The organism is Salipiger abyssi, from assembly GCF_001975705.1.
Lineage (GTDB): Bacteria > Pseudomonadota > Alphaproteobacteria > Rhodobacterales > Rhodobacteraceae > Salipiger > Salipiger abyssi.
This window is the reverse complement of record NZ_CP015093.1, coordinates 1563866-1585469: the sequence shown is the minus strand read 5'-3', so window position 1 is coordinate 1585469 and position 21604 is coordinate 1563866. Positions and strand designations below refer to the sequence as shown.

The window sequence follows — 21604 nt, the reverse complement described above, 5'->3', positions numbered from 1 at the left end:
GGGGCACATAATACCGGCCAAATTCGTTTTCAGGAGCGACCGGATCCACATTATTCACCGCTCCAACCCCGAATTAGCGTTCTATTTGCTCAATATTTTGATGCACGTTGCTTGCCAAATCAAGGGATGCTACCCCGAAGCCAACCCGAAAAAAGGAAGAACGGAGCGCCGCACATGGCACAGGACTATATTGTCAAAGACATCGCGCTGGCCGAGTTCGGCCGCAAAGAGCTGGATATCGCTGAAACCGAGATGCCGGGCCTGATGGCCTGCCGCGCCGAGTTCGGCGAAGACCAGCCGCTGAAGGGCGCGCGCATTGTCGGCTCGCTTCACATGACCATCCAGACGGCCTGCCTGATCGAGACGCTGGTGGCGCTGGGCGCCGATGTGCGCTGGGCCTCCTGCAACGTCTTCTCCACTCAGGACCACGCGGCGGCGGCCATCGCTGCGGGCGGCACACCGGTTTTCGCGATCAAGGGCCAGAGCCTTGAGGAGCACTGGGATTATCTCGACAAGTCCTTCCAGTTCGAGGACGGGCCCAACATGATCCTCGACGATGGCGGCGACGCCACGCTCTACGTGCTGCTGGGCGCCCGCGCCGAGGCCGGCGAAGACATCATCCCGGTGCCGCAATCGGAGGAAGAAGAGGTCATCAAGGCGCAGATCAAGAAGCGGATGGAGGCGAGCCCGGGCTGGTTCACCAAGGTGCGCGACCAGATCAAGGGCGTCTCCGAGGAAACCACCACCGGCGTGCATCGTCTCTACGATCTGCACAAGAGCGGCCAGCTGCCGTTCCCGGCGATCAATGTGAACGACTCTGTCACCAAGTCGAAATTCGACAATAAATACGGCTGCAAGGAATCGCTGGTCGACGGTATCCGCCGCGCCACCGACGTGATGATGGCAGGCAAGGTCGCCGTGGTCTGCGGTTATGGCGATGTGGGCAAGGGCTCGGCCGCGTCGCTGGCGGGCGCCGGCGCGCGCGTCAAGGTGACCGAGGCCGACCCGATCTGCGCGCTTCAGGCGGCGATGGACGGGTTCGAGGTGGTGCGTCTGGAAGACGTGGTCGGCAGCGCCGATATTTTCATCACCACCACCGGCAACAAGGACGTGATCCGCATCGAGCATATGCGCGAGATGAAGGACATGGCCATCGTCGGCAATATCGGCCATTTCGACAACGAAATTCAGGTCGCGGCGCTGAAGAACCACAAATGGACCAATATCAAGGACCAGGTGGACATGATCGAGATGCCCTCGGGTTCGCGTCTGATCCTGCTCTCCGAAGGCCGCCTGCTGAACCTCGGCAACGCCACGGGCCACCCGTCCTTTGTGATGTCGGCGTCGTTCACCAACCAGACGCTCGCTCAGATCGAGCTGTGGAAGAACGGCGAGAATTACGAGAACAAGGTCTATATCCTGCCCAAGCATCTCGATGAAAAGGTCGCGCGCCTGCATCTGGACCGCATCGGCGTGAAGCTGACCCAGCTCTCGCCCGAGCAGGCCGCCTATATCGGTGTCACGCCGGAAGGCCCGTTCAAGCCCGAGCATTACCGTTATTGATCCCTGCGGTGGGCGGATTGCCCACCCGGCAGGCATTCCGAAACGCCCCGTGCCCCGCGCGGGGCGTTTTGCCGTCCCGTAAGGACCGCTTTCGCCTTGCAGCCGGTTTTTCTGCGGCCCAGCATGCGCGCGAACGGAGGGACCGAGATGCGGATCATCATTCACGGGGTTGGCGCCATCGGTGGCGTCGTGGGCGCAGCGCTGGCACTGTCGGGGCAGGAGGTGCTGGGCATCGCGCGCGGGCGGATGCTCGACGCGATCCGGGACAAGGGCATTGCGCTCGTCAGCGTTAACGGGCGCCAGGAGACCAGCTTTCCCTGCGTGGCACACCCGTCAGAGATCGACTTCCGGCCCGACGATATCGTGCTGCTCTGCGTCAAGGGGCAGGACAGTGTCGCCGCGCTCGAAGCGCTGCGCGCCGCGGGGCTGCGCGATCAGGCGCTGTTCTGCTGTCAGAACGGCGTGGTGAACGAGCGTGTGGCGCTGCGCTATTTCCCCAATGTGCATGGCGTGACGGTGATGCTGCCCGGCACCTATATCGAGCCCGGCGAGGTGATCACCCATGGCGCCCCCTGCTACGGCATGTTCGAGACCGGGCGCGTGCCGGGCGGCACCGATGCGGCGGATCTTGCGCTGAAGCAGGCGCTGGAGCGGGCCAATATCGCCTGTTTCCCGTCCGAGGCGGTGATGGAGAGCAAATACGGCAAGCTGCTGTTGAATCTCGGCAATACGGTCGATGCGCTGCTGCCGCAGGGCGCCGAGCAGGCGCCGTTTACTAAGCGGCTGGTCGCCGAGGCCAAGACGGTGCTGCGCGCGGCGGGGATCGTCTGGCGCGATGTCGGCATGGACGATCCCCGCCGCAACGAATTCATGCGGGTGGTGCCGCTGGAAGGCGCTGCGCGCGCCGGCAGCTCGACCCGGCAGAGCCTGGCGCGCGGGGCGGGCAGCGTCGAGACCGATTACCTCAATGGCGAGATCGCTCTGCTGGGCCGGCTGCACGGCGTGCCCGCGCCGCTCAACGCGCGCATGGCGGTGCTGGCGGCGGAGCTGGTGGCCGCAGGCAAGGGCGCTGGCGGCATGAGCGTGGAGGAGCTCGAAGCGGCGCTGGTGGCCTGAGACCGCAATACGCTGGGCAGCATTGCCCACCCTGCCGCCGCGCGCGTAGGTGCCTCCGGCGGGAGTATTTGTGAGAAAGATGAAAGCAGGCGAGCGCTTTACGCGAGCGACACGCGGGCGCCATCTCTCCGTTACCGGTGTGGGGTAGCAGCGGCGCATCCCACATACGGAAAAGGATGATCCGATGCGTCTTTCGCTCTGTCTTCTCACAATCGCTAGTGGTGTCGCCGCGCCCGCGCTGGCCGAAGAGGTCTTTCCCGCCACGCTCGCCGGCCACGCCTATCTTCCGGCGCTGTCGCTGGTCGAGCCGCCCGCCGATGCGCCGCGCGACGCCTGGGTGTCGGGCAAGTTCACCGGCGGTGCCCGAAACGACATGCCGATGAGCGTCATGGGCAATGTGGGCAAAAATTACGGTGGCCACGAGACCGGCATCGCGCTGCCCTTTATCGGTCAGCCGGTGCAGGGCATGTCGGGGTTCGCCATGACGCCTGCCGCGGACGGCAGCTGGTACACGCTCACCGACAACGGTTTCGGCAACAAGCGCAACTCGCCCGACGCGCTGCTGTTCTTCCACCGTATGGCACCGGATTTCGAGGCCGGCACCGTGGAGCGCCGCGAGACGGTGTTTCTGCGTGACCCGGACCGCAAAGTGCCGTTCCGCATCGCCTATGAAGGCACCGAGAGCCGCTATCTGACCGGCGCCGATTTCGACACCGAGTCGATCCAGGTGCTGGGTGAAGAGGTTTTCATCGGCGACGAGTTCGGCCCCTATCTCATCCGCGCCGGCCTCGACGGGGTGGTGAAGGAGGTCTACGCCACCATGCTCGACGGGCAGGAACTGCATGGGCCCGACACCTACAGCGTCTATGTGCCCGCCAGCGCCGGCAGCGATTTCCAGGTGCAGCGCTCGGGCGGCTACGAGGGCATGGCGCTTCAACCCGGCACGGATCTGCTCTGGGCGATGCTGGAAAAGCCCATCCTACTCGACGGAGGCGAGACCGAGGGACCGTTCCTGCGCGTGATCCAGTTCGATCCGAACGCGGGCGACTGGACCGGCGATAGCGTGAAATTCGCGCTTGCCGAAGGCGCCACCGCCATCGGTGATTTCAACTTCATTGATGAGACCCGCGCGCTGGTGATCGAGCGTGACAATGGCGAAGGCTACGCGGCGCTGGCCTGTGCCGAGGGGGCGGCGGATACCTCCGCCTGCTATCCGCGCCCGGCGCTGGTGAAGAACATTGTGCTGGTGGATACTTCGGATGTGGATTCGGACGGCTATATGCGCCGCATCGGTCATATCGACCTGCTCGACATCGCCGATCCGGACGGCAAGGCCATCGCCGGTCTGGCACCGGAAGAGGGCCCGTTCACCTTCCCGTTCTTCACCATCGAGGATGTGGTGCGGGTGGACGAGACTCACATTCTGGTCGCCAATGACAACAACCTGCCCTTCTCGGGCGGGCGCGAGATCGGCAAGGCCGCACATAACGAGTTCATCCTGCTCTCGGTACCGGAGCTGCTGGCGGCGGAATGAGACCGAAAGGGGTGGGCAGATTGCCCACCCTGCCGGGTTTGAACAGTGCTCTGGCGCGAAGTAGGGTGGGCAATCTGCCCACCCGTCGCTCATGGAGAGATCAGGCGTAGCGCTTGATCTCACCGGATTTCAGCCGCGAACTGTAGCTCGTCAGCTCGTCCTTCACGATCGGCATCAGGAAGTAGAGCCCGATGATATTGATCAGCGCCATGGCGAAGATCGAGGCATCCGAGAAGTCGATGACAGGCCCGAGATTCATCGCCGCCCCGATGATCACGAAGATGCAGAACAGCACCTTGAAGCTCAGCTCCTGCGCCTTGCCCTCGCCGAACATGTAGGTCCAGGCCTTGAGCCCGTAATAGCTCCACGAGATCATCGTCGAGAAGGCGAAGAGGATCACCGCGATGGCCAGCATGTAAGGGAACCAGGACAGCGCCGAACCAAAGGCCGCCGAGGTCAGTGCCACGCCCGACACGTCGCCCACGGTTTCCACCCGGCCCAGTTCGGCGTTCCAGATGTAATTGCCGGTCTCCGGGTCGATCTGCATCACCCCGGTGATGATGATCACCAGCGCTGTCATGGTGCAGATCACCACCGTGTCGATAAGGGGCTCCAGCAGCGACACGAAGCCTTCGGTGATCGGCTCCTTGGTCTTGACCGCCGAATGCGCGATGGCCGCCGAGCCGACGCCCGCCTCGTTCGAGAAGGCCGCCCGCTTGAAGCCCTGGATCAGCGCCCCGACCAGCCCGCCGGCCACGCCCGCGCCGGTGAAGGCACCGTCAAAGATCTGACCGAAGGCCCAGCCGATCTGGTCGGCATTCATCAGGATCACGATCAGCGCCGTGCCGACATAGAGCACGCCCATGAAGGGCACGATCTTTTCCGTCACCTGCGCGATGCTCTTCAGCCCGCCGATGATCACCGCAAAGACGATGGCGGCAAAGATCACACCGGTGATCCAGCCGGGATAGTCGCCGGTGATATTGGTGATCTGCGCATGCGCCTGATTGGCCTGGAACATGTTGCCGCCGCCGAGCGCACCAAAGACGCAGAAGATCGAAAAGATGATCGCCAGCACCTTGCCAAGCCCGGCAAAGCCGCGCTGTTCCATGCCCTTGTTGAGGTAATACATCGGCCCGCCCGAGACCGAGCCGTCTTCGTATTCGTTGCGGAACTTCACGCCGAGCGTGCATTCGGTGAATTTCGACGCCATACCCATCAGACCCGCGAGGATCATCCAGAAGGTGGCGCCGGGCCCGCCGATGGAGACGGCCACCGCGACGCCCGCGATATTGCCGAGCCCCACCGTGCCCGAAAGCGCCGTGGCCAGCGCCTGGAAATGGCTGACCTCGCCGGCATCTTCCGGGTCGGAATACTTGCCCGAGACCAGCGCGATGGAATGCGGGAAGGCGCGGAACTGCACGAAGGCGAAATAGAGGGTGAAGATCGTCGCTGCGATCACCAGCCAGAGCACGATCCATGGAAAGGAGGTGCCGGGGAAAGGTGAGAAGATGAAGCTCACGAAGGGGCCGGTGACGGCGCCGACGACATTGTTGATGGTCTCGTCGATGGATTGCGCCTGCGCGGCGGCGCCCGAAAGCGCAAAGCCGGACGCCAGGGCCAGGGTTTTTCGATCAAACATTCCGGTACTCTCCTACGCTCAGGGGACGATGACGGTGGGGACGGGGGCGATCTGGGCAAGCCCCAGCGGCACCGAGCCGAACACCCGCGCCGCCATGGCATTGGCGCCGGAACGGCCCACGAAGATCACCGAGGCCCCGGCCTTCTTGGTCTCTTCCACGATCAGCTCGACCACCTGGCCGTAGCGGATGAGCCCGTCGGCGGTGACGCCCGCCGCCTCGCATTTGGCGAGCGCGGGGGCCATGACCGTCTCGTTGGCGCGCGCCAGTTCCTGTTTCCGGCGACCGTGCCGTTCTTCCAGCTCCTGCGGTGTGAGAAAGGAGTATGGCGACCATTCGAGGATATGGACGAGCAGCAATCTCGCCCCCTCCGCCTTGGCGCGCGCGATCGCGTAATCGAGCACACCGGGATCTTCCGGGTCGCCTTCATACGCAACGACGAATGTCTCTGAACTCATCTGGACTGTCCCCGTTTTTATTGTTCCCAGGCATTCCTCGGGCGCGATTGATGCCCGAAGAATGAATCAATGCTCCGCGATGCCCTGCGGGGCTGTCACGAAAATTTTGCAAATTCGGCTGAAATTGGCGGTTTTGGCTGCGGGTTTTGCTCTGGTCGGCGAAAAAATGGCGAGAATTAGCTCTTTTTATCCTGAACCGCGGCGGTAAAGTGCCTGTGATCGCGGGGGATGGACGCCTGCGTGGCAACGGTGCGGGCGGCTGCCCGCGGGAATTGGGAGAACGGACAAATGGGCAAGAGAGACGAGCTGATCGCGAAATACGCCGAGGATCTGCGCGGCAAGTGCGGCATGGAGCCGGATATGGACCTGCTGACCAAGGTGACCATCGGCTGCGGTCCGGCGATCTACAATGACGACGCCTCCACCGTCGCCGCCACGCAGGAAGGCGAGCTCGAAACGGTCAAGACCAACTTCCTGATGAAAAAGCTGGGCCTCGCGGATGGGCCGGAGCTGATGGACGCGATCAATTCGGTGATCGAAACCTATGGCCGCTCCGAGCGCAATAAATACCGCGCCGTGGTGTATTACATGCTGGTGAAGCATTTCGGAAAAGAGTCGGTCTACGCCTGAACGGAATTGCCGAAACGATTGAAAACGCCCGGGATTAACCGGGCGTTTCTTTTTTGGCACCGCCTTTTAGGGATTTCCCTTTTGCGCGGGGCGCATCGCGGGACTATAAAGGGTGAATGGCCAGAACGGCCGGAACCGGATCGAACCGCGTGCTGTGTGGGAGCAGCGATGGGGTGAGAATGGGGTCCGGCACAGGCCGGGCCCCTCCAACCTTAAAGCGCAGTGCTCCGCCGGCTCTGCCAAGCTGCGTCAGGGATCGACCCCCGCCATTTCGCAGACGATGCGCCATTCCTCTTCGGTCACCGGCTGCACCGAAAGGCGCGCGCTGCGCACCAGCGCCATCTCCGACAGGCGCGGCTCGGATTTGATCCGGTCCAGCGTCACCGGGGTTTTCACCGGCATCACCGCCTTGATGTCCACGCATTCCCAGCGCGCATCGTCGGCCTTGCTGTCGGGATGCGCCTCGGCGATCACCTCGACGATGCCGACCACCGATTTTTCGGTTTGCGAGTGATAAAAGAACCCCCGGTCGCCCACCGCCATCTGACGCATGAAGTTCCGCGCCTGGTAGTTGCGGACGCCGTCCCATTCCTCGCCCGCATCGCCTTTGGCCACCTGGTCCTGCCAGGACCAGGCCGAGGGTTCGGATTTGAACAGCCAATAGGCCATCAGACGACCTTTTTCCACGCCGCCAGCTCGACGCTCTCAAAGAGCCCGGCCTTGGCATAGGGATCGTTTTCGGCCCAGCCCTGTGCCGCGTCCATATCGGCCACGTCGAGGATCACCAGGCTGCCGGCCATTTCGCCGGCATCGTCCAGAAGCGGGCCGGCCTGCGACACGACGCCGGTCGCCTTGATATAGGCAAGATGTTCTTCGCGGGTGTCCTTGCGGATCTGAAGCGCGCCGGGTTTGTCCTTGGCGATAAGAGCGACGAGCATGGTTATTCCTCCTTGAGCGGTCGTGAAAGCAGATCCTGCAACACCTCCGCCACCGTGGCGCGCTGTTCGACCAGCGCGGCGACGGCGGTGGAAATGGGCAGGGAGAGAGAGCGTTTTTGCGCAATCGCGGTGACCGCGCGGGCGGTGGCGGCGCCTTCGACGGTGACATTGGCGTCAAAGCTTTCGCCCCGCCCCAGCGCCTGGCCGAAGCGGTAGTTGCGCGAGAGTTCCGACGTGCAGGTCAGCGCCAGATCGCCGAGTCCCGAGAGCCCGGCCAGCGTTTCCGGCTGCGCGCCGTAATGCACCGCAAAGCGGGTCATCTCGGCAAAGCCGCGCGTCATCAGCGCGGCGCGGGCACTGTCGCCAAGACCCGCGCCGATGCAGGCGCCGCAGGCGATGGCCATGACGTTTTTCAGCGCGCCGCCAAGCTCGGCCCCGGCGACATCGGTGCTGCGGTAAAGCCGCAGGGATGGCGTGGAAAGCTGATGCTGCAACGCGTGCCCGATCTCGGCATCGGCGCAAGCGAGCGTCAGCGCGGTGGGCAGGCCGCGCGCGATATCGGCGGCAAAGCTGGGACCGGTGAGCACGGCGGGCACCGCCTGCGGTTTCGCCTCAGCGATCACACGCGAGGGGCCGGTGCCAGTGCCGAGGTCGATGCCCTTGCAGCAGGCGACAAGGCGCTGCCCGTTCAGCGGGGCGGAGATGTCGTGCAGCAGTGCGGAGAGCGTTTGCATGGGGACCGCGAGCAGCAGGGTCTGCGCCTGCGAAACCGTCTCTATTTCGGCGGAGATCGTGATTTCGCGCGGCAAAGCGATGCCCGGCAGGCGTGGCGCCTCGCGGGTGTCGCGCATCCGCGCCATGGTCCCGGCATTGCGGCCCCAGAGCGTCACGGCCTGCCCGGCAGAGGCCAGCGCGACGGCCAGCGCGGTGCCGAAGGCGCCGGCGCCGAGGATGGCGACGCTCATGCCTTGGCCCCCTTCTTGCCCGACCCGAGCAAAGGGGCGGCGGCGCGGTCGAGCGGCCAGCGCGGGCGGGCGGCGAGCGTCATGTCGGCGGTCTCGCCCGCCGCCAGAAGCTCGGATCCGGCATAGGCGATCATCGCGGCATTGTCGGTGCAGAGCGCCAGCGGCGGGGCGGTGAAGCGCACGCCGTCTTCGGCGCAAAGTGTCTCTAACACCGCCCGGATCGCCTTGTTCGCGGCGACGCCGCCGGCAATGGCAAAGGCGGGTGCGGCGGGGCTTTCGGCGAGATAGAGCGCCAGCGCGCGGCGGGTTTTCTCGCGCAACACGTCACGCACGGCGGCCTGGAACCCGGCGCAGAGATCGGCGCGGTCGGTCTCGTGCAGCCCGCCCTGTTCGGCCACCAGCTTGTCGCGGGTGCGCAGAAGCGCGGTCTTCAGGCCGGAAAAGCTCAGGTCGCAGCCGGGCCGGTCGAGCAGCGGGCGGGGGAAGGCAAAGCGTTTCTCATCGGCCTCTTTCGAGGCCTCTTCGACCGATGGCCCGCCCGGCTGCGGCAGGCCCAGGAGCCGCGCGGTCTTGTCGAAGGCCTCGCCCGGCGCGTCGTCGATGGTGCCGCCGAGCCGGGTGAACTCCTGCGGCCCGCGCGCGATCAGGAACTGGCAATGCCCGCCGGAGACCAGCAGCATGAGATAGGGATAGGCCAGCCCGTCGGTGAGGCGCGGCGTCAGCGCGTGGCCGGCAAGGTGGTTCACCCCCAGCAGCGGCTTGCCCAGCCCCGTCGCCAGCCCCTTGGCCAGCATCACGCCCGACAGCACCCCGCCGATCAGCCCCGGCCCGGCGGTCACCGCCACCGCGTCGAGATCGGCCAGCGCGACGCCGGCGCGCGACACGGCCTCCTCCACCGCGAGGTCGAGCTTTTCCGCATGGGCGCGGGCGGCGATCTCGGGCACCACGCCGCCGAACGCCGCGTGCAGCTCGGTCTGGCCCATGACCACCGAGGACAGGATCTCGCGCCCGCGCAGCACCGCGGCGGCGGTGTCGTCGCAGCTGCTTTCCAGCCCGAGGATGAGGGGATCCGGCATCGGCACGTCCGTTGCAAAGCGTTCCCCATGCAGCTACCACCTGCGCAATCACCCCACAATCCCGGAGCGTCCATGGCCCCGCCCCCGCCGATCCTGCTGCTGACCCGCCCCGAGCCGGCGTCGCGGCGGTTTCTGGCGGAGATCGAGGCGAAGGGGGTCACGGGCTTCGAGACGGTGATCAGCCCGCTCATCGGGATCGAGACCACCGGGCCGCTGCCGGAGATGGCCGGCATCCGGGGCGCGATCTTTACCTCGGCCAATGGCGTGCGCGCCTATCGTGCGCTTGGCGGGCCGGTGCTGCCGCTCTGTTACACCGTGGGCGAGACCACGGCGCGCGCGGCGGCGGAGGCCGGGTTTGCGCCGAAAAGCGCCGGCGGCAATGCCGGCGATCTGGTCGCGATGATCGCGGCGGAGGCGCCGGAGGGCCCGCTGCTGCATCTGCGCGGGACCCATTCGCGCGGGCAGGTGGCCGAGCGGCTGTGCCAGACGGGTGTGGCAACGCGCGAGGCGGTGATCTACGATCAGCCTGCACAGGAATTGAGCGCAGAGGCCCGCGCGGCCCTCGATGGCGAGAGCCCGGTGATTCTTCCCCTTTTCTCCACGCGCAGCGCAGCCCAGTTTGCCAAGGCACCGCCGGGCCGCGCGCCGCTTATCGTCGCAGCGATGAGCGGGGATGTGTCAGCGGCGCTAGAGGCGCTATATGTGACTCGATTGGAAATTCCGGCGCGACCGGACGCGGCGCATATGCGCGCGGTCGTGATTGGTTTACTCAGAGACGGCGGGGCGCTTGTGCAGCCTCACGGGTCTGTGAAAGGTTAGACAGGCACGGCAACGTGCCGGGCAAGAATTTGAAAGGGTGGAGCGTGGCCGACGAGAAAAAGCCAGTGGACGGCACCGAGGACAACGCCGAGACGGACGCGGCGAAGAGCCCCGAAACCGAGCTGACACCGGAGACGGTGCCGGACGCGGTGGTGACCGAAGAGGGCGAGAGCGACGCCCGGGACACCAGCGACGCGCCCGGCGAGGATGAGGATACGGTCGCGGACGGTCAGACCGACGAGACGGCGGAAACGCCGGATGACGCCGGCGAGGCGGAAAAGGCCGAAGGCGACGGGACGACAGACGAGACCGTCGACGAGGACGACCAGATCCATTCGGTTGGCGAGGCGGTGGTGCTCGACGAAGAGACCGAAGAGGCCCGGCCCGATCCGGAACCGGAACCCGCTGCGGCGGAATCGGCGCCACCCCCTGCGCCTGTGGTTCAGGAGAAGGTGGTCGAGCGCAAGGGCGGCTTTTTCCCGATGCTGCTGGGCGGCGTGGTCGCCGCTGCGCTGGGCTATGGCGTCTCCGCCTATCAGAGCGGCACGCTGCCGTTCCTGAGCCCTGCCGAGGAGGACACGTTTGAGGCCGACACCCAGGCCGCGCTCGACAGTCAGGCCAGCGAGATCGAGGCGCTGAAGGGCTCCGTCCAGGCGGCGAATGACGCGGTCGCCGGCGTCGACCTGTCGGGGCTGGAAAGCTCGGTCTCCGATCTTGGCGCGCGGCTCGACAGCGTCGCGGGCGACATCGAGGGGCTGTCTGGCCGGATCGGTACGCTCGACACCCGGCTCGAAGAGATGGAAAAGCGCCCGGTGGCCGAGACCGTGCCGCCCGAGGCCATCGCCGCCTATGAGCGCGAGCTGGAAAGCGTCCGCGAGGCCATTGCCACGCAGCGTCAGGAGGTCGAGGAGATGACCCGTCAGGCGCTGGAGGCCGAGTCCAATGCCGAGGATCAGGCGGCGCTGTCGCAGGCCCGCGCGGCGCTCTCCACCGTTATGTCGGCGCTGACCGACGGCGCGCCCTATGCCGATGCGCTGGCCGAGATCGAGGCGAACGGCACGGCGATCCCCGAGGCGCTGAGCGCCCCCGCCGCCGATGGTGTGCCGACGCTCGCCGCGCTGACCGAAGCCTATCCGCCCGCCGCCCGCGAGGCGCTTTCGGCGGCCCGGCGGAGCGAGGCGCAGGAGGAGAGCGGCACGGGCCGTTTCGCCACCTTCCTCGCCGACCAGCTTGGCGCGCGCTCGGTCACCGCGCGCGAGGGCGACAGCCCCGACGCGGTGCTGTCGCGGGCCGAGGCGGCGCTGCGCGGCGGCGATCTCGGTCAGACCCTGACCGAGCTGGAGGCCCTGCCGGAAGAGGCCAGGGCGCCGCTTTCGGACTGGATCGCCGCGGCCACGGCCCGGCGCGACGCTGTTGCCGCGGCCGAGACCGTGGCGCAGGATTTGAACAAGGAATAAGGGTCGCAACATGCTTTGGTCACTTCTGAAGATCACTCTCTTCGTCGCCGTGGTGGCGGCCCTGACCCTTGGCGCCGGCTACATCATGGAAAGCTCCGGCGGCATCCAGATCACCGCCGGCGGCTACGAGTTCAACCTCGGGCCGCTGCAATCGGTGATCGGCGTGATCGTGCTGATCGTCCTGCTCTATGTGGTGTTCAAGCTGGTCTCGCTGCTGATCGCGGTGCTGAAATTCATCAATGGCGACGACACGGCGCTGTCGCGCTATTTCGACCGCAACCGTGAGCGCAAGGGCTATCAGGCGCTCTCCGAGGGGCTGCTGGCGCTGGCCTCGGGCGAGGGCAAGCTGGCCATGGCCAAGGCGCAGAAGGCTGACCGCTATCTGCACAAGCCCGCGCTCACCAACCTGCTGACCGCGCAGGCTGCCGAGATGACCGGCGACACCCGCAAGGCGGAAGAGGTCTACAAGCGGCTCATCACCAATGACGAGACGCGCTTTGTCGGCATCCGGGGCATGATGAAGCAGAAGCTCGCCAAGGGCGACACCGAGACGGCGCTGAAACTCGCCGAGCGGGCCTTTGCGCTGAAGCCCAAACACCCAGAGATCCAGGACACGCTGCTGCGGCTCCAGGCAGAGAAACACGACTGGCGCGGCGCGCGTCAGACGCTTTCCGCCAAGCTCAAGCATGGGGCCCTGCCGCGCGATGTCTACAAGCGGCGCGACGCGGTGCTGGCGCTGAGCCAGGCCAAGGACATCCTCGCCGAGGACAAGCCCATCGAGGCCCGCGAGGCGGCCATCGCCTCGGCCAAGGGCTCGCCGGATCTGATCCCGGCGGCGTCGATGGCGGCGCGCTCCTATATCGCGCAGCAGCGGCCCAAGCTGGCGGTGCGCCTTCTGAAAAAGGCCTGGAGCGTACAGCCGCATCCCGATCTCGCCGCCGCCTTTGCCGAGATCGCGCCGGAGGAAACCCCGGTGGAGCGGCTCAAGCGTTTCCGCACGCTGACCTCGATCAAGCCCGAGCACCGCGAAACCCGGCTGCTGCGCGCCGAGCTGGCGCTGGCGGCGGAGGATTTCCCCGAGGCGCGCCGCGCGGTGGGCGATCTGGTCGAGAAGGAGCCCGATGCGCGGGTGTTGACCGTCATGGCGGCGATTGCCCGCGGCGAGGGTGCCGGCGAGGCCGAGGTGCGCGGCTGGCTGGCCAAGGCGCTGGTGGCGCCGCGCGGCCCGCAATGGGTTTGTGACAACTGTCATCAGATCCACGGCGAGTGGATGCCGGTCTGCGACAATTGCGGCGGCTTCGACACGCTGAGCTGGACCGTGCCGCCGCAATCGGATGCCGCCCCTCCGGGCGCCGAGATGCTGCCGCTGATCGTCGGCGCCATCGAGGACAAATCCGAGGAGGAAGCCGCGGCACAAGAAGCCGAAGCCGCCCCCGAGGTGCTCGACCCCAACCCGCCGACCGAGGCGGGAGAGGTCGCCGCCGAAGCCACGCAGCCGCCGGTGGAAGATGCCGAGGAGGTCGCGGACGAGCCTGCGAAAGAGGGGGCAAAATAGCCCTTTCCTACGGGCGGCCCCGGTGCTAAGAGGCCGCCCACCAGTGCCGGTGTAGCTCAGCTGGTAGAGCACGTCATTCGTAATGATGGGGTCGTAGGTTCGAGTCCTATCACCGGCACCACCCACCTTGAAAGCAAGTGGCCATGCGGCAGCACCCATGCGGGGCGATTGCCGCGTGGGTGGACAGAACGGGGTTTATGCCAGAGACCCCGCGCCAAAAAACGCATCTCCGGATATTGCTGCTGTGCAACCGAACCTTGCCGGACCTTGCTGCGGCACTGTGTCGAATTTGATGGCAGTTGCGTAAATTGACCGCGCGGAGGGGATGGCAACGCCGGCGCGCCGAGACGCGGGCCCGGAGCGCTTGACATTATATGAGCGCGATTTCACGCTTTCAGTGCAAATCCCTCGAAACTCAGAATTTATCGCCGGTCGCTCGGGAACAAACATCTGCGCAAATCCATATGGCATCGAGCGACGACTTTGGACGCGTTCCAGTTCCCTCCGGCAATAGGGGCATCAAAATGAATTTCATGCGTATATATTCCGGCGCCTTGCGGAGGATATCCGGAAAACTGGCCGATCTTCGTTACGGAAGATATCTGGAAAAGCACGGATCGCTCAGGATCGGGCCGGGCGTCGCGTTCAAGTCGTTCATCGGGCTGGCGGGCCGGGAGGGCAAAGAGCTCAGGTTGATTGCCCATGGCGGGAACTGGATCGGCGCGGGGACGGTCCTACAGGGCAGCGGAGCGATCACTCTGGGCGCGAATTCCTTCTTTGGCGAGCGCTGCGTTATCGGCTGCAACGAGCGGATCGATATCGGTCGCGATGTTCTGGTGGCGCAGCATGTGACCATCCGGGACACGGACCACAGCTTTGAAAGGACTGACATTCCGATCAACAAGCAGGGAATCTCGACCGCTGCGGTGGTGATCGGAGACGATGTCTGGCTCGGTCATGGCGCGGTGATCCTCAAGGGCGTCACCATCGGCAAGGGGGCCATCGTCGCGGCGGGCGCGGTGGTGAACCGCGATGTCGGCGACTACGACATCGTTGGCGGCGTCCCGGCGCGCCGGATCGGATCCCGCCTTTCGCAAGATGAGGGGCCAGCGGCGGCGCCGGCCTGATGCGGTCACGCTCATCGGCGCGGGCAGATTGCGCCCTGCGCTTTTCCCGATGGCCGGGGGGATTGCAACAAAACCGTCTTCGCGCTTGCGTATGATCGGCCCGTCCGTTCAGGCTTGGCAAGCAGTCCGGAGCGGACGGCAGCAGGGAGCAACGTTGATTTTTTCGGCGCTGCGGCGAAGGAAGGGTCTTTCTGGATGACGGCAGCCGGATCTGCCCTTGAAACCTCCACGATGGCGGAGCCTATTCTGTGATCCGAGGCCGACGCATCAGCTCTGCTCCCGTTTATAGACACAGCCCATGCCGGATCTTTCGAAACGAGAAGGTCGCTGGAGGTCATTATGGTAAGACAATTTAAATACGCAAAATCAACACATGCACCACTTTCCAAGAACGCCCTGCACAAGTTTGCGGCCAAGCACGCCATCGGTCTGTTCAACATCGCAAGCGTATATACCTACATCCCGAAAAACGTCTGCTCGACATTTCGCTACAGCGCGGCGATTTCGAACGGCGTATTGAGGGAAGGCGACGATCCGAACTGGATTCACAAGAACAACGAGACATTCAATCCGACGCTGGAATATCTGGTGACGGCGGCCTACACCTTCACCGTGCTGCGCTGCCCCTACCGCCGGATCGCCTCCGCCTTCCTGAACAAGGTCGTCGATACCGAGATTGGTCCGAAATACACGCTGCCGATCTCCTTTGCCGGGCGGGTGAAGCGGAAGGTCGTCAAGGACGAGTATTACAAGGATCTGAGCTTCAAGGAGTTCTGCAAGATCCTGAAGGGCCTGGAGCACGCGGAGTTCGAGAAGCACTGGCGTCCGCAGACCTATTTCCTGCTCTACGAGGACTATGACGACTATTTCTGCGTCGAAGACCTTGGCACGGCGGTGGTCAAGCTGGCCGAGGTCGGATTTGCCGTTCATGACACGAGAAAGCACCTCAAGCACGATACGTCGCATTACGAGAAGGCGGGCGGGGCGTTTTCGGAGACGAATGTGGGCGAGATCCGCGAGATGAAGGCCGGCGGAAGTCTGCCGAGCTACGAATCGCTGTTCGACGATGAGACAAAGGCGCTGATCGACGGGATCTACAAAGACGATCTCGATCTGTACGACGCGCATTTCGCGCCGGATCTGAAGCTTTTTCACTGAGGCACGCAGGCCGCGATCCCGGGTGCGTCGCACCGGCGGGGAGGTAGAGATCGCCCGATTGTTGCGCGCCGCATCGCCCGGGGGGTTGCGCGTTTTCCGCGTTGCGGCGACAACGGGGCGCAAAGGCTGATTTCGATACCAATTCTGTTCAGGAGAGACGCCCATGGCTCCCAAATTCGGCACCAGCGGTCTGCGTGGCCTTGTCACCGAGCTGACCCCCGATCTGGTCGCGGATTACACGCGCGCCTTTCTGAGCGCCTGTCCGCATGGCGGCGCGGTGCATGTGGGCTGGGATCTGCGGCCCTCGTCGCCGGAGATCGCCGAGGTGGTGATGGAGACCGCGCAGGCGCAGGGTCTGCCGGTCCATTGCTGCGGCGCGCTGCCCACCCCGGCGCTGGCGCTGGCCGCGATGCAAGCCGGACACGCGGCGATCATGATCACCGGGAGCCACATCCCCGCCGACCGCAACGGGCTGAAATTCTATGTGCCCGAAGGCGAGATCTCCAAGGAGGACGAGGCGCGGATCCTCTCCGCGCTGGGGCAGGGCTCCGCTGGCGCCTCGGCGCCGCGCAACGACACGCCCGGGGCGGTCGGGGCCTATGCGCAGCGCTATGTCGATGCTTATGGCAGCGCGGCGCTCGCGGGGCTGCGCATCGGGGTCTATCAGCACAGCTCCGTCGCGCGCGACGTGATGGTGCAGGTAATCGAGGCGCTGGGGGCCGAGACCGTGGCGCTTGCCCGGTCCGAGACCTTCATTCCGGTGGACACCGAGGCGCTCGACCCGGAAACCCGCGCCATGCTGGGTGGCTGGTGCAGCGATAACGGTCTCGATGCGGTGATCTCCACCGATGGCGATGCCGACCGGCCGATGGTGGCGGATGCCAGCGGCGCGGTGGTGCCGGGCGATGTGCTGGGGGCGCTCACCGCGCGCGAACTGGGCGCGGCGGTGGTCTGTACCCCGGTTAATTCGAACACGATGGTGCATGAGCTGGGCTTTGGTGCCGTCCGCTCCACGCGCATCGGCTCGCCCTTCGTGATCGCGGCGATGGAAGAGGCGCTTGCGTCGGACAGCGCTGCGCGGGTCGTCGGCTATGAGGCCAATGGCGGGTTCCTGCTGGGCTTCACCGCCTCCGCGCCGGCGGGCATGCTGGCGCCGCTGATGACACGGGACTGCCTGCTGCCGATCCTCGCGCCGCTCGCCGCCGCGCGGGCGGCGGGCGTGTCGCTGGCCGAACTGGTGGCGAGCCTGCCGCAGCGCTTCACCGCCGCCGACCGCATCCAGGGCATCGAGCCCGAGGTGGCGCGGGCCTTCCTTGCGAAGCTGACGGAGTCGGCAGAGGCGCGGAGCGCGTTTTTCGAGGATACCGGCCCAGAGACCGGTATCGACGTGACCGACGGGTTGCGTGTGAATTTCGAGAGCGGCGATGTGGTGCATCTGCGCCCCTCCGGCAACGCGCCGGAATTCCGCTGCTATGCCGAGGCCGACAGTGCCGCGCGCGCCGAGGCGCTGATGCGCGGGCACCTGGAACGGCTAGGCAAAGAGCTCATCGAGTAGGTCGGTCCGGCCCTTGGTCAGATCGTCGATGCCGCGCAGCCCGTGCAGCAGCGGCGCCAGCCGGTCGATCGGCACCATGTTGGGCCCGTCGGAGGGCGCGTTGTCCGGGTCTTCATGGGTTTCGATGAAGACCGCCGCACAGCCCACCGCGACGGCCGCGCGTGCCAGCGGCTCGACAAACTGACGCTGCCCGCCGGTCGAGGTGCCCTGTCCGCCGGGAAGCTGCACCGAATGGGTGGCGTCGAACACCACCGGGTAGCCGGTCTCGGCCATGATCGGCAGCGAGCGCATGTCGCTCACCAGCATATTGTAGCCAAAGCTCGCGCCGCGTTCGCAGAGCAGGAGGCGCCGGTTTCCGGTCGAGGCGATCTTGTCGGCGACATTGCTCATGTCCCACGGGGCGAGGAACTGGCCCTTCTTGACGTTGATCGCGGCGCCGGTCTCGCCCGCTGCAAGCAGCAGATCGGTCTGGCGCGACAGGAAGGCGGGGATTTGCAGGATGTCCACCGCCTCGGCCACGGTCGCGCATTGCGCGGCCTCGTGCACATCGGTCAGCACCGGCACCGAGAATTCGCTGCCGATGCGCGACAGGATCTCAAGCCCGGCCTCCATCCCGAGACCGCGCTTGCCCGAGAGCGACGAGCGGTTGGCCTTGTCGAAGCTGCCCTTGAAGATCCAGGGCGTCTCGGCCAGCTCGGCGGCGGCGGCGATCTTTTCCGCCAGCATCCGCGCATGATCGAGGCTTTCGAGCTGGCAGGGCCCGGCAATCAGCGCAAAGGGCGCGTCGTTGGAAATGGTGATGTCGCGAACCTGAACCTCGGTCATGCGATGCCCTCCTTTTGCAATACCGACTCGATGCGGGCGACATCCACGGGGTTGTTGAGTTCCCAGAACACCCGGCCGCGCGCCTCAACCGGCACGCAGGTCACCGGTACGCCGTTTTCGAGAAAGCGAAGCTGCTCCAGCCCCTCGGCCTTTTCCAGCGGCCCCTCGGCCCAGCCGGCATAGCGGCGCAGCGCCTCCGGGCGATAGCCGTAGACGCCGACATGGTGCCAGACCTCGGGCGGGGATTCGAGATCGCCCACATAGGGCAGCACTTCCTTGGAGAAATAGAGCGCGCTGCCATCGCCGCGCATCACAGCGGTGGTGCCGCCGACGCGGCCCTGCTGGCGGTCGGTGACGAAATGCACCAGCGTCTCGCGGTCGGTGCGCAGCACCGGTGTCGCCATCTCGACCGCCGGGTCGCGCATGCGCTCGATCAGCGCCTCGACGAACCAGGGCGGGGTCAGCGGCGCGTCGCCCTGAAGGTTGATCACCGTTTCGGGCGGGGAGGCAAGCTGCGCCACACCCTCGGCGCAGCGCTCGGTGCCGTTGCGCGCCTCGGACGAGGTCATCAGAACCTCGGCGCCGAAACCGCGCGCCGCCTCGGCGATGCGGTCGTCATCGGTGAGCACATAGACCGCATCGGCGCCCTTGACGGTCTTGGCCGCCTCCCAGGCGCGCTGGATCAGGGTCTTTTTCTCGCCCGTGGCGCCGGTCAGCGCGACCAGCGGCTTGCCGGGATAGCGGCTCGAGGCGTAGCGGGCGGGGATGAAGACGACCGCGCTCATGCCACACCTGCCCGCAGCGCGTCGTGGATATGCACGAGGCCGACCAGCGTGCCGTCGTCCTCGACCGCGAAGAGCGAGGAGATCTTGCCGGCATTCATCACGCCGAGCGCTTCGGTCAGCAGCGCGTCGGGCGAGACGCTGCGCGGGTTGCGGGTGGCGACAGCGCCGGCGGTGCGGGTCATGAGCCCCTCCAGGTTGCGGCGAAGGTCGCCGTCGGTGATCACGCCGATAAGCTTGCCGTCCTCGACCAGCGCGGCGACGCCAAAGCCTTTCTGCGACATCACCACCAGCGTCTCGCCCATCGGCGTATCGGGGGCGACGACGGGCAGCTCTTCGCCCCGGTGCATGACCGCCGAGACCCGCAGAAGCTGCGCGCCGAGCGTGCCGCCGGGGTGGAAGGCGAGGAAGTTCTCGCGGTCGAAGCCGCGCTTCTGCATCAGCGCCACGGCCAGCGCATCCCCCAGCGCCATGGCCATGGTGGTCGAGGTGGTGGGCGCCATGCCGATGGCGCAGGCCTCGGGCGCGTCGGGCATCAGCAGCACATGATCGGCCGAGCGTGCCAGCGTGCTTTCGGCGCGGCGCGTCATGGCGATCATCGGGATCGCAAAGCGCGCGCAATGGGCGATCATGTCGGCCAGCTCGCGGGTCTCGCCGGAATTGGAGATCAGTATCACCACATCCTCGGTGGTGATCATGCCGAGATCGCCATGGCTCGCCTCGCCCGGATGCACCACCTGCGCCGGCGCGCCGGTCGAGGCCAGCGTCGCGGCGATCTTGCCCGCCACATGGCCGGACTTTCCCATGCCCGAGACGATGATACGTCCGTTGATATGCAGCAGCAGCGTGATGACATCGTCGAAGGCGACCGGCAGCTCGTCGGCAAGCCGGGTCAGCGCGGAGGACTCTGTCGCGAGCACGGTGCGGGCAATGTCGGAAGGCGTCTGGGTCATCGGGGCTACCGTTCTGAACGTATTGCCTGTTACCCCGCCAGAGCGGCGCTGTCCAACGGGCTCTCCTGACGACCGGGATGATCGCCTGTGAGGGGCGCTTCGCTGCTGTGGGCGACATAGCTGACAGCTTATGATTGCACCTCTTGCTTAGCCCATCCTCGCAGAGTTGAACCTCGGCCTCTCAAAAAGTACACGATCTGTTAACCTTGTGCTATCACTGCAACATTTTCATCATCGATACCTTGTGGCGGCAGAATCGTGCCACCTGCGCTAGGCAGTTTCCGTGCCGTCTGGTAAAGCTTCTTTCATAATAAAAAACGAGTAGGGTATTCGGGCACATGGGAACGGGCTTTCGGGGCACGTTCGTCATTTCCTGGTTGCAGACGAGTATAGATGGGCTTGAGGCCGCGCCTCTGTCATCCCTTCATCCGGGGGTGGCGTGGTCGTGGCGCGGCGAGGTCGTTCGGGTGGACGGCCCTTCAGGGCTCCTGGAACTGCAACAGGCCGATGGCGACACGAATGTCCGCCTGCGGGCGGCGCATATGGTGCGGCGCTTGATAGGCGCGGCGGTCAAGAACACGACGCAGCTCGACGAGGTCGATGCGGCGCATCCGATGTCGGACACCACCTTCGTGGCGACCGACGGCACACAGAGCTATACGGTCACGGTTATCGAGGTCGATGGGGCGGCGCGACCGCTGCTGATGTTCCTCGATGAGATCCCTCCCGCGGGCGTCGATCTCTGGGTTGTGCATGCCACCCTGTCGCCTTCGGTCAAGCATGCGAATGCGGAACAGACGGGTGGTGTGATCTGTTTTACGCCGGGCACCAGCATTCTCACCCCGGGCGGACCGGTCCCGGTGGAAACCCTGCGCGAGGGCGACAGAGTGCAGACGCGCGACAATGGCGCGCAGGAGGTGCAGTGGATCGGCAGCCGCCGGATGAGCGGCGCGCGGCTCTTTGCGATGCCGATGCTGCGACCGATCCGGTTCCGCGCGGGTGCGCTGGGGCTGGAGCATCCCCATGCCGACTTCCTCGTCTCACCCGAACATCGCATGCTGCTGACCGGGCCGGTGGCGCAGGCGCTGTTCAACACGCCGGAGGTGTTGGTCGCCGCCAGGGATCTGGTCAATGGCGAGACGGTGCAGCGCGATCTGGCGGTGCGCGAGGTGACCTATATCCACCTGATGCTGCCGCGCCACGAGGTGCTGTTCGCCAATGGCGTCGGCACCGAGAGCTTCCACCCCTCGAACACGGCGCTTTCCACGATCAGCGAGCATGACCGGGCGCGGCTGCTTCACATGATGCCGCGGATCAAGGACGATCCGCACAGCTATGGCGCCTATGCCCGTCGCAACCTGTCGACCTCGGAGGCAGCGATCCTGATGCACGAGGCGGCCTGAGGCGGCCAAAACGCGTGAGGTGGTGGGCAGAATTGCCCACCCTACGCGGG

At 65.7% G+C, this 21604-nt stretch carries 20 protein-coding genes and 1 tRNA gene; 12 read left to right on the top strand and 9 right to left on the bottom strand.

Annotated elements, in window-relative coordinates; genetic code table 11:
- The first annotated feature begins 174 nt into the window (after window positions 1–174).
- From ahcY to Ga0080574_RS11205, 3 genes are all read left to right on the top strand, one after another.
- Window positions 175–1563, top strand: a complete 1389-nt coding sequence (gene ahcY, locus Ga0080574_RS11215; protein WP_076698854.1) for an adenosylhomocysteinase — start codon at window positions 175–177, stop codon at window positions 1561–1563.
- A 147-nt stretch (window positions 1564–1710) separates the two neighbouring features.
- Window positions 1711–2679, top strand: a complete 969-nt coding sequence (locus Ga0080574_RS11210) for a ketopantoate reductase family protein (protein ID WP_076705890.1) — start codon at window positions 1711–1713, stop codon at window positions 2677–2679.
- Window positions 2680–2863: 184 nt separating this feature from the next.
- Entirely contained in the window at window positions 2864–4213 is a 1350-nt protein-coding gene (locus Ga0080574_RS11205) for an esterase-like activity of phytase family protein (RefSeq protein ID WP_076698851.1), read from the top strand.
- A 100-nt stretch (window positions 4214–4313) separates the two neighbouring features.
- Here Ga0080574_RS11205 and Ga0080574_RS11200 read toward each other — a convergent pair whose 3' ends face one another.
- On the bottom strand, window positions 4314–5855 hold the full coding sequence (locus Ga0080574_RS11200; RefSeq protein WP_076698848.1) for an alanine/glycine:cation symporter family protein: 1542 nt from the start codon (window positions 5853–5855) through the stop codon (window positions 4314–4316).
- Window positions 5856–5873: 18 nt separating this feature from the next.
- Window positions 5874–6311: a universal stress protein gene (locus Ga0080574_RS11195; protein ID WP_076698845.1), complete on the bottom strand. Its 438-nt coding sequence runs from the start codon at window positions 6309–6311 to the stop codon at window positions 5874–5876.
- 288 nt (window positions 6312–6599) lie between these two features.
- Between Ga0080574_RS11195 and Ga0080574_RS11190 the strand changes: the two genes are divergently transcribed.
- Entirely contained in the window at window positions 6600–6941 is a 342-nt protein-coding gene (locus Ga0080574_RS11190; protein WP_076698842.1) for a DUF2853 family protein, read from the top strand.
- Window positions 6942–7190: 249 nt separating this feature from the next.
- On the opposite strand, the gene Ga0080574_RS11185 is transcribed toward Ga0080574_RS11190, so the two are convergent.
- From Ga0080574_RS11185 to tsaD, 4 genes are read right to left on the bottom strand one after another with little or no spacing between them, the layout of a single operon-like run.
- Window positions 7191–7610 carry an EVE domain-containing protein gene (locus Ga0080574_RS11185; protein ID WP_076698839.1) on the bottom strand — a complete coding sequence of 140 codons (420 nt, stop codon included), beginning with the start codon at window positions 7608–7610 and terminating at the stop codon, window positions 7191–7193.
- Complete coding sequence (locus Ga0080574_RS11180) at window positions 7610–7879, bottom strand: YciI family protein (RefSeq protein ID WP_076698836.1); 270 nt, start codon at window positions 7877–7879, stop codon at window positions 7610–7612. Before Ga0080574_RS11180 ends, Ga0080574_RS11185 begins: the two co-directional genes overlap by 1 nt.
- 2 nt (window positions 7880–7881) lie before the next feature.
- Window positions 7882–8844: an NAD(P)H-dependent glycerol-3-phosphate dehydrogenase gene (locus Ga0080574_RS11175; RefSeq protein ID WP_076698833.1), complete on the bottom strand. Its 963-nt coding sequence runs from the start codon at window positions 8842–8844 to the stop codon at window positions 7882–7884.
- Window positions 8841–9920 (bottom strand): tRNA (adenosine(37)-N6)-threonylcarbamoyltransferase complex transferase subunit TsaD, encoded by a 1080-nt coding sequence (gene tsaD, locus Ga0080574_RS11170; RefSeq protein ID WP_076698830.1) that lies wholly within the window; start codon window positions 9918–9920, stop codon window positions 8841–8843. Before tsaD ends, Ga0080574_RS11175 begins: the two co-directional genes overlap by 4 nt.
- A 72-nt stretch (window positions 9921–9992) precedes the next feature.
- Here tsaD and Ga0080574_RS11165 point away from each other — a divergent pair, with 72 nt between their 5' ends.
- From Ga0080574_RS11165 to Ga0080574_RS11135, 7 genes are all read left to right on the top strand, one after another.
- Window positions 9993–10739, top strand: a complete 747-nt coding sequence (locus Ga0080574_RS11165; protein ID WP_076698827.1) for a uroporphyrinogen-III synthase — start codon at window positions 9993–9995, stop codon at window positions 10737–10739.
- Between the two features lie 44 nt (window positions 10740–10783).
- Window positions 10784–12196: a hypothetical protein gene (locus tag Ga0080574_RS11160; RefSeq protein ID WP_076698824.1), complete on the top strand. Its 1413-nt coding sequence runs from the start codon at window positions 10784–10786 to the stop codon at window positions 12194–12196.
- Window positions 12197–12206: 10 nt separating this feature from the next.
- Complete coding sequence (locus Ga0080574_RS11155) at window positions 12207–13751, top strand: heme biosynthesis protein HemY (protein ID WP_076698821.1); 1545 nt, start codon at window positions 12207–12209, stop codon at window positions 13749–13751.
- 45 nt (window positions 13752–13796) lie between these two features.
- A tRNA-Thr gene (locus Ga0080574_RS11150) sits at window positions 13797–13872 on the top strand.
- Between the two features lie 403 nt (window positions 13873–14275).
- Window positions 14276–14878 carry an acyltransferase gene (locus Ga0080574_RS26805; protein ID WP_076698818.1) on the top strand — a complete coding sequence of 201 codons (603 nt, stop codon included), beginning with the start codon at window positions 14276–14278 and terminating at the stop codon, window positions 14876–14878.
- A 339-nt stretch (window positions 14879–15217) separates the two neighbouring features.
- On the top strand, window positions 15218–16036 hold the full coding sequence (locus Ga0080574_RS11140; protein ID WP_076698815.1) for a sulfotransferase family 2 domain-containing protein: 819 nt from the start codon (window positions 15218–15220) through the stop codon (window positions 16034–16036).
- Window positions 16037–16199: 163 nt separating this feature from the next.
- Window positions 16200–17591 (top strand): phosphomannomutase, encoded by a 1392-nt coding sequence (locus Ga0080574_RS11135; protein WP_076698812.1) that lies wholly within the window; start codon window positions 16200–16202, stop codon window positions 17589–17591.
- On the opposite strand, the gene kdsA is transcribed toward Ga0080574_RS11135, so the two are convergent.
- From kdsA to Ga0080574_RS11120, 3 genes are read right to left on the bottom strand one after another with little or no spacing between them, the layout of a single operon-like run.
- A complete protein-coding gene (kdsA, locus tag Ga0080574_RS11130; RefSeq protein ID WP_076698809.1) occupies window positions 17568–18416 on the bottom strand; it encodes a 3-deoxy-8-phosphooctulonate synthase in 849 nt (282 codons plus the stop codon). The two genes, Ga0080574_RS11135 and kdsA, sit on opposite strands and share 24 nt — an antisense overlap.
- Complete coding sequence (locus Ga0080574_RS11125; RefSeq protein ID WP_076698806.1) at window positions 18413–19201, bottom strand: 3-deoxy-manno-octulosonate cytidylyltransferase; 789 nt, start codon at window positions 19199–19201, stop codon at window positions 18413–18415. The genes kdsA and Ga0080574_RS11125 overlap by 4 nt, the downstream gene beginning before the upstream one ends.
- Window positions 19198–20151, bottom strand: a complete 954-nt coding sequence (locus tag Ga0080574_RS11120; RefSeq protein WP_076698803.1) for a KpsF/GutQ family sugar-phosphate isomerase — start codon at window positions 20149–20151, stop codon at window positions 19198–19200. Before Ga0080574_RS11120 ends, Ga0080574_RS11125 begins: the two co-directional genes overlap by 4 nt.
- Window positions 20152–20489: 338 nt before the next feature.
- Between Ga0080574_RS11120 and Ga0080574_RS11115 the strand changes: the two genes are divergently transcribed.
- Window positions 20490–21554 (top strand): Hint domain-containing protein, encoded by a 1065-nt coding sequence (locus tag Ga0080574_RS11115; protein ID WP_076698800.1) that lies wholly within the window; start codon window positions 20490–20492, stop codon window positions 21552–21554.
- Window positions 21555–21604 lie beyond the last annotated feature (50 nt).